Annotated in this window: 9 protein-coding genes; 6 read left to right on the top strand and 3 right to left on the bottom strand. The window is 61.3% G+C overall.

What is annotated here, in order from left to right; genetic code table 11:
• The 4 genes from KAZ48_09415 to ppk2 all read left to right on the top strand — a co-directional run.
• Nucleotides 1–186, top strand: a 186-nt coding sequence (locus KAZ48_09415) for a hypothetical protein (GenBank protein ID MBP7973006.1), incomplete at its 5' end; no start/stop codon positions are given.
• Entirely contained in the window at nt 183–611 is a 429-nt protein-coding gene (locus KAZ48_09410) for a hypothetical protein (protein MBP7973005.1), read from the top strand. The genes KAZ48_09415 and KAZ48_09410, both read left to right, overlap by 4 nt.
• Nucleotides 611–1,315 carry a hypothetical protein gene (locus tag KAZ48_09405; GenBank protein MBP7973004.1) on the top strand — a complete coding sequence of 235 codons (705 nt, stop codon included), beginning with the start codon at nt 611–613 and terminating at the stop codon, nt 1,313–1,315. Before KAZ48_09410 ends, KAZ48_09405 begins: the two co-directional genes overlap by 1 nt.
• A gap of 166 nt (nt 1,316–1,481) precedes the next feature.
• Entirely contained in the window at nt 1,482–2,414 is a 933-nt protein-coding gene (ppk2, locus tag KAZ48_09400) for a polyphosphate kinase 2 (GenBank protein MBP7973003.1), read from the top strand.
• Nucleotide 2,415: 1 nt separating this feature from the next.
• On the opposite strand, the gene KAZ48_09395 is transcribed toward ppk2, so the two are convergent.
• A complete protein-coding gene (locus KAZ48_09395; protein ID MBP7973002.1) occupies nt 2,416–3,624 on the bottom strand; it encodes a hypothetical protein in 1,209 nt (402 codons plus the stop codon).
• A gap of 191 nt (nt 3,625–3,815) precedes the next feature.
• Between KAZ48_09395 and KAZ48_09390 the strand changes: the two genes are divergently transcribed.
• Both KAZ48_09390 and KAZ48_09385 read left to right on the top strand, forming a co-directional pair.
• On the top strand, nt 3,816–5,633 hold the full coding sequence (locus KAZ48_09390) for a 1-acyl-sn-glycerol-3-phosphate acyltransferase (GenBank protein MBP7973001.1): 1,818 nt from the start codon (nt 3,816–3,818) through the stop codon (nt 5,631–5,633).
• A complete protein-coding gene (locus KAZ48_09385) occupies nt 5,633–7,066 on the top strand; it encodes an HAD-IB family hydrolase (GenBank protein ID MBP7973000.1) in 1,434 nt (477 codons plus the stop codon). Before KAZ48_09390 ends, KAZ48_09385 begins: the two co-directional genes overlap by 1 nt.
• 45 nt (nt 7,067–7,111) lie before the next feature.
• On the opposite strand, the gene KAZ48_09380 is transcribed toward KAZ48_09385, so the two are convergent.
• Nucleotides 7,112–7,639: a methylated-DNA--[protein]-cysteine S-methyltransferase gene (locus KAZ48_09380; GenBank protein ID MBP7972999.1), complete on the bottom strand. Its 528-nt coding sequence runs from the start codon at nt 7,637–7,639 to the stop codon at nt 7,112–7,114.
• A 61-nt stretch (nt 7,640–7,700) separates the two neighbouring features.
• Nucleotides 7,701–8,291: alpha/beta-hydrolase family protein (locus KAZ48_09375; GenBank protein ID MBP7972998.1), on the bottom strand; the 591-nt coding region annotated here is incomplete at its 5' end.

Here is an 8,291-nt window from a genome sequence, read left to right as displayed (position 1 = left end):
CAACTGTCTGCCAACGACTGGATCGCCAACCCACCGATGCGGGTCGGTTCGCCGCTCGATCGCAACACCGAGTTGTTACTTGATGCCCCGTTCCCGCTGTCCGCGATCACCGACGGCCAGTTGGCCAAGGAGCGTGCCGTAGCCCAAGCCAGGCTGGTCGCCCACGAAGGGAAGCAGCCGAGATGACTGATCGCAAGCGCAGCAGAGTATTCGCGGCGGTGGCCGTACCAGCAATGTGCGCGGTGGCGTTGGTTGGTTGCTCCCAAGTGGCGTCGCTCAAACAGGTATCTGGCGTCCCCATCACCACGTTGCAGATCGCAACCAACACCGTGCTGGTCAGTCAGGACGTTCGAGTCAAAGAGGCGCCCATTTGCGAAGCCAATGCCGCAGGCGACGGCTACGAGTGCAAAGGCTCAACCATCACCGGTGCGCCCATTGTTGTGACCGCGCCCGAGGCCTTGGACGTTTCGATGACGCCCACTGTCAACGGCACTCCGGTGGCAATGCCCGAGGGCACATTGGCGATGCCGATGACCGTCACTGTGGCCGGCAAGGTGATTTTCAAGGGTGACGCGCAAGCCGTCATCGAAAAGAATCAGAAGGGTTCGTGATGGCCACGACTACCGCTCCTACGGATCAGCCCGAGGCCGAGGAGACGAACAAGTACTACGGATTCTCAGTGATCTTCGCCGGCATCAGGGGGCTGTTCCGAGGCTTCCTACCGTTCCTGGTCGTCATCGTCGTCAATGCCATCGTGCAGGCTGTATTGATCGGCACGCTCAATGCGCTTCCCGGCTTCAACCCGTCGTTCATCATTAGCCTGATCATCTCGGTGGCGAGTCTGTGGATCGGCCTCTACTTCCTGTGCCAGACGGCTCTGGCAACACCCTTCGGTCGTGTCTCACTGGGTCAGGGCACGCGGTTGCACGGTCGCGGACTGCTGACCTTTACGGTCTGGGTCGTCGTCCTCTATGCGGTCCTGATAGTCCTGCTCATTCTTTACGTCCCGCTCGGGCTGCTCTGGCTGGTTGTCACACCCTTCACGGTGCTCGCAGCAGCGGATGCCAAGGCGAACGCAATCGGTGCCAACTTCAGAGTCATCGGTAGTCGGTTCTTCCGGTGGCTCATCACCATCATCATCTTGTCGATTCTCTTGCTGTTCGTGTACCTGATTCAGGTCGCGTTCGGGTTCTTCATCGGGAGTTGGTTGGGCTCAGGGTTAGGCTGGATCGTCAACGGTGTCATCGCAGCCTGGTTCCTTTCGTCGCTCGCAGCGCTTTATCGCAGTACCCCCGTCGGGCGTCGACAGGAGTAGGCACCCGGATGCGGTAAACAGGACATGAACGGCGCGACTCCCCCATCGCTGGCGGTCATGCTGTGTGTCTTGGTCAAGCAGCGTTCGTGAGTCAGGAGTAACGATGAGTTCCGCAGAGCATCTGGATGCCGAAACCAGCGGCACAGCCGTTGATATTGAGGCGGTAATGGATCTTTCCGACATCATCGCGAGTCTGCAGGATCTATCCGATGACGAGTTGAAACTTCGCGGTCTCTCGGTTGAGGGAACCCTCGATGAGATGGATGACCCCGTCCTGTTGGGACCCGATGGCGCACCCGTGGACACGTGGCGCGACGGCTACCCGTACTCGGAGCGGATGAGCCGCCACGAGTACGAGGTCACCAAGCGACTTCTGCAAATCGAGCTATTGAAGGTTCAGAGTTGGGTCAATGAGACTGGCCGCCGGATCGTCATGGTCTTTGAGGGCAGAGATGCTGCCGGCAAGGGTGGCACGATCAAGCGCTTCATGGAGCACCTGAATCCACGTGGCGCGCGCGTAGTCGCTCTGAACAAGCCCACCGCTGAGGAGAGCACTCAGTGGTACTTCCAGCGCTACATCAAGCACCTGCCCAGCGCCGGTGAGATCGTTCTGTTCGATCGCTCTTGGTACAACCGCGCCGGCGTTGAGCGGGTCATGGGCTTCTGCACTGACGAGGAATACCGCGAGTTCATGCGACAGGCCCCCGAGTTCGAGTCGATGCTGACCACCAGCGGCATCACCATGTTCAAGTTCTGGTTCTCGGTGGGACGCAAGGAGCAGGTCACCAGGTTCACGATTCGTCGCATTGACCCAGTGCGCCAGTGGAAGTTGAGCCCAATGGACTTGGCGTCACTGGATCTTTGGGACGAATACACCGAAGCCAAGAGTTCCATGATCGAACATACCGACACCTCCTTCGCACCGTGGACGGTCGTCCGCAGCAACGACAAGAAGCGGGGCCGCATAGAGGCGATTCGCTGGGTGCTCTACAACTTGGACTATCCCGGCAAGGACAGCAAGATCGTGGGCACACCGGACCCCTACATTGTCGGCCCGCCCGAGGTTGTCTACGAGCATGAAGAGGTCCCCGAGCCCTAGGTCACGGACTCATGGCCAGCACGAGGAAGCCGGCAAACACGGCCAGATGTACCCCGCCTTGCAGCAGCGTTGCCCGGCCCGGCGTGACGGTGAGAACCCCGATCACCACTGTCAGTCCGAGTAGCACCATCTCGACAGCGCTGAGTCCTAGCTCCAGCGGTTGTGTCATCCAAATGGACGCAACTGCTATCGCGGGAATTGTCAGCCCAATGCTGGCCACCGCCGAGCCGTAGGCCAAGTTGAAACTCGTCTGCATATGGCCACCGCGGGCAGCGCGGGCGGCCGCGATCCCCTCCGGCAGGAGCACCAGAAACGCAATCACGACCCCGACGAACGACAACGGCAAGCCAGCGTCACGGACGAGCCCTTCGATGGATGGCGACACAGCCTTGGCCAACCCGACGACTCCCACCAAGGCGATCATCAAAAAGGTGACGCTCAACCAAGCCGCTCGATCGGTGACCTCATGATGGGATTCGGCGTCGACCGCGGTGTCGAGTGATCCCGGAGACGAATTCCCGGCCGCAACTCCACCGGCGTCAGCTACCCAAACTGAGAGCTCATCCGTCCCGGACGCCTTCCTCACGGTCAGCGCTGCCGACGGTGCGGTGACTTCAGCAGGCAGGAAGTCCTCCTTGTGTCGAACGGTCTGCACGAAGATGTAGAGCGCATAGACCGCCAGCGAGGCAAGCGCCGCAAACGTTAACTGGCCCGAGGAGAAGGTCGGCCCTGGGGTCGTGGTGGTGAACGTGGGCAACACCAGGCTCAGGGTTGCCAAAGCAGTGATAGTGGCCAGTGCCGCACCGGTGCCCTCGGGGTTGAAGACCGTGACTCGTCGACGCAGCGTGGCCATGAGGATGGAGATCCCAACTATGCCGTTACAGGTGATCATCAGCGCCGCAAAAACGGTGTCGCGCGCAAGGGCGGACTTGTCTGGCCCGGAGGACAACATCAACGTCACGATGAGAGCAACCTCAATCACCGTGACTGAGACGGCCAGCACGAGAGCGCCGAGGGGCTGACCAACCCGGTGGGCGACGACTTCGGCATGACCCACCGCCGCCAGGACGGCGCCGGCGAGCAAAACGGATGCAATCACCACAACCAGTCCGGAGATCTTTGAACCCCACGTCGCTGCGAAAACGATCACCGCCAAGACGGGTAGTGCGTACGACCACGAACCAAGAACTGCGCGAACCCGAGACGGCATGCGCGCAAGTCTCGCAGACGACTGGCAGTGGTCACCCCGAACTAACGCCCTGGCGGGCGAGGCGGGCGACGTCCTCGCGCATGGATTCGAGTGAATGGAATTGAGCGTCACGCCGCATCACTGACTAGGGTGTCGCCAACGAGGCGTCGCAGAATTCGGCCGCGCGCCCGGGTCACACTGAAAGGCAGCATGTGGGTATCAAAGTCGACCTTGAGGGCATCCACCGAACCAACTTCATCGACACGATCATGGCGGATGAGGCATTTCAAGAAACGCTGACGGGTTTGGCCGCCGAGACCGACCGATCGATCGACGACGTTGCTGAGCAGGCGCGTGCAAATCTGGACGAACTCGCTGCCGAGCAGGCGTCCTGGGCCATCAATACCTGGGACGGCGTCGCTCGTTGGCTGGGGCGGGCCTACAAGTTGGACGTTCACGAAGAGCAGGTAGCGCACCTGCGCGAGCTCAACCAATCCAGCACCCTGGTGTTCTTGCCCAACCACCGCTCCTACCTCGACCCGCTGGTGCTTCGTTCTGCCTTGGAGAAGGAGGGCTTCCCGCCCAACCACACTCTGGGCGGGGTCAACCTGGCCTTCTGGCCGTTGGGATCCATCGGTCGCCGCAATGGCACCGTGTTCATTCGTCGGCAGTTCAAGGACGACTTGGTCTACAAGGCAACCCTCAAGGAGTACATGGCGTACTTGGTTCGCCACAAACAGAACCTTGAGTGGTACATCGAAGGCGGCCGCACCCGCACGGGAAAGCTGCGTCCGCCGCGGATGGGCATTCTGAGCTACCTCGTCGACGCATTCGATTCCGCGACGCAGGAGGATGTGCTGCTGATTCCGGTGTTCGTCGGTTACGACCAGCAATACGAGGTCGGAGCGATCTCTGCGGAGGAGCAAGGCGGTAAGAAGGCGCCGGAGAGCGTGAAGTGGCTGGTGAAGTTCGCGCGGGCCCAGACGGCGCGGCGCGGTCGAGCCCACCTTCGGTTCGGTGAACCGCTGTCACTACGCGAGGCGCTGGCCGAGAGCCGAGAGAGTACCGACTCCGACGACGCTCGGCTCGCGGTGCCCAAAGTCGCTTTCGAGGTGTGTCACCGCATCAACAAGGTCACCGCCATCATGCCCTCAGCTTTGGTGACATTTGCCCTGCTGGATAACGATGACCGGGCCATTACCTTGACCGAGGGTCGTAACATCCTGACCCCTTTGATGAAGTACATCCGACGTCGGGGACTCGACCTTCGGCTCGACATCGATCTCAGCGAGCACGGTGGATTGCAGGGTGCTGTCTACACGCTGGTGAGAGAGGGCGTGATTGAGCAGTACGAGGGCGGGACTGAACCGGTCTTTCGGATCGCGGAGAAACGTGCTCATGAGGCCGCCTACTACCGCAACACGTTGATTCACTACTTCATCACTCGGGCGATCGTCGAAGTTGCGCTCATCCGGGCTGCCGAGGAAGAAGCCCCTGACGCGACCGAGGCGACCTGGGATGAGGCGGTTCGCCTGCGCGACCTCATGAAGTACGAGTTCTTCTTCCCACGGACCCGTGACTTCGCGGCCGAAGTCATCAAGGAGGCCGACCTCGCTGTCCCCGACTGGGAAGACAAGGCAATCACGGCAGACGAACTCATTCCGCTCATGGCCGGCGGAAAGCTGTTCATGGCCCACCGGGTCCTCGGACCGTTCATCGAGGCCTATGCGGTCTTTGCTGATCGACTCGTGGCGTGGGGGGCCGAGCGCGAGGTTGATCGCGACGAGTTGATCCTGGAATGCATCGGCGTCGGCCAACAGCGCTGGCTTCAACATGACCTCCACAGCCCGGAATCGATCTCCCGGGACCTTTTCAGTGGCGCCTTTCAACTGGCCGACAACCGTCGGCTGATCGAGCTCGGCGACGAGCGGCTGCAATCGCGGCGGGAGAACTTCGCCGAGGAGTTCCACTCGGTCGTCCGCCGAATCGACATCATCCGCGACATGGCTCGACAGAAAGAGGAAGTGTGATGGCAGATATCGAATGGCTCGTCGACGAGGTCGAGAACGGTCCCCAGGGCCCGCAGATCGGCGCCTTCTTTGACTTCGACGGGACTCTTATCGATGGATTCTCGGCGGCCCCGTTCTTTCGCGAGCGAATCCGCACCCGAGACATCGACGCCAAGGAAATTGTTCAAACCCTCATCGAATCGGTTAACGTCGAGCGGCGTGGTCATGACGTGACGGCCCTCATGGACATCGCCGTCCAAGCACAGGCAGGTAAGTCGATCGAAGACCTCGAGAGCTTCGGCCGCAGCCTCTTCCAGACCAAAATCGCGAGCATGGTCTACCCAGATTCCCGGACCCTCATCGATGCCCACTTAAATGCTGGCCACACCGTGGTGATTGCCTCATCGGCGACACCTCCGCAGGTCGAGGCCGCGGCCGAGGACCTCGGGGTCGACAACGTGCTGTGTACGGAGCTCGAGGTAAACGCGGGTATGTTCACCGGACTGCTCGCCGGCCCGGTGCGGTGGGGCCAAGCCAAAGCAGACGCCGTCGAGGAGTTCGCCGCCGAGAACGACATCGACCTGACGCAGTCCTACACCTACAGCAACGGTTCCGAAGATGTCCCCTTCCTGAGCACGGCAGGACACCCGCGGCCGCTCAACCCAGACAAGGATCTGGAGACCACCGCCCGCGAGCGGGGCTGGCCCGTCGCCAGCTTCAAGATGCCCCATCGGCACAACCCGATCACGTTGATCCGCAGTGCCGCCGCGTTGGGTGCGCTCGGCTTTGGGGTGGCGGCAGGGGCAACGACAGCGCTCCTCAACGCCGACCGGTCCACTGGTGCAGCCGTCGCGGCAACGGTCAGTTCCGAACTGTCCCTCGCGGTTGCCGGAGTCAAGCTCAATGTCGTGGGAGAGCAATACCTATGGTCTGATCGGCCTGCGGTGTTCCTCTTCAACCATCAGAGCCAGTTGGACATGATTCTGGTCGCCGCGCTCCTGCGTCGGGACTTCACCGGAGTCGCGAAGAAGCAATTGGAACACGACCCCGTTTTTGCTCCGATGGGCTACCTAGCGGATGTCGCCTACATCGACCGAACCAACCGGGACAAGGCCCTTGAGGCGCTGGAGCCGGTCGTGGCGGCGCTCAGGAATGGCCGTTCCATCGCGATCGCACCGGAAGGCACCCGTTCCCCCACACCCCGCCTACTCCCCTTCAAGAAGGGCCCCTTCCATATGGCGATGCAGGCGGGAGTACCGGTTGTCCCAATCGTCATGCGTAACGCCGGCGACATCATGCGGCCACACTCGTTCGTGATCTCCAACGGCACCGTCGACATCGCCGTGCTCAAGCCGATCAGCACTAAATCCTGGACGACAAAGAACATCGCCAAGAAGGTTGACGGCGTGCGCGACCTGTATCTGAAGACATTCGCTCACTGGCCAGCCAACTGAAACGCACGACCGCGAGCGGTTGTTGACTGATTCCCCGGGATCGGACTAGGTCTGGTGGGACGCTTCAAGATCAAGCAACAGTGCTTTTCGGTCGAGGCCGCCGCCGTAGCCGCCAAGTCCACCGCCTGCGGCCACCACGCGGTGGCACGGAATCACGATCGCGAGCGGATTGCGGCCATTTGCCGACCCCACCGCTCGTGTGGCGCGTGGGCGACCCACGCAGGCAGCTACCTCTGCGTAGCTCACCGTCTGGCCATAGGGAATATCGGTCAGCGCTCGCCAGACGTCACCTTGGAATTCGGTGCCTTGATGGTCAATGCCGATTGTCAGGTCAAACTCCCGGCGTTCACCGGCGAAGTACTGCTCGAGTTGGGAGACCACCTCGGTGAATACCGAATCGTCGTGCACCCAGCCGACGCCAACCGCTGGAGCGTGAGCTTGCTCTTGCATGCTTAACCCAACCAAGGCAAAAACCGAATCCGATACCGCGCCGACGAGCAACAACCGCCCGACTGGGCTTTCAAAGTGAGCGTAATAGACTTGCGACCGTGGATCGATGGTCACGAGTTCCATCTGCCCTCCCTCGATGTCAGATGATCTGGACAACTACCCCGAAGGCTAACCGCTGGGCCAGCTAGTCGGCGAGGGGCTTCTCAGTAATAATCGCCTGAATCTCCTCCGGCGAGGCTTGCACATCTCTGCCCTCACCCAACCAGCCGGCAACGGCCTTCTCAGTCTTCAACTCGGCCTCCTGTCGCTTCTTCGGATCAGCATTGGCTTCGGCCGCTTCCCAGCGCCGTGCTGTCTCCCATTGCCGCTCCCGCCGCCGCAGCGCCTGCTGCACCCTGACCATCGTTTCGTCAGAGACCTTCAGTCGCCAGACCGTCCGTAGCGCTTCGGGAAGCTCGACGCGATAGTCGTGTCCGCCCTCGGCGAAAATCCCGGGTGTGGGCAATAGGGCATTGAGCATGTCGATGAACGTCTGCAGGAACGTGACAACGGGGATCCACTTGGTTCCCTTGGGAGTACCAACCGGGCGGTGACTGTCTGGTCCAAGCCAATCGGGCTGCCGCCAACTCAACTGGCTGCCGAACTTGGGGATGGGGTCATCGCCATTCTGCAACAGGAGGAACTGAACTCGCTGCCTATCGGACGGTTCAAGCTCATGCCAGTCTCTGACGTTGCGCGGTAGGTATGCCGTGCCGGGACCGACGTCCGGTGCCTT

Source organism: Candidatus Nanopelagicales bacterium, from assembly GCA_018003655.1.
In the GTDB taxonomy this organism is placed as follows: Bacteria; Actinomycetota; Actinomycetes; order S36-B12; family UBA10799; genus JAGNDY01.
This window is presented reverse-complemented; position numbering and strand designations above follow the sequence as displayed.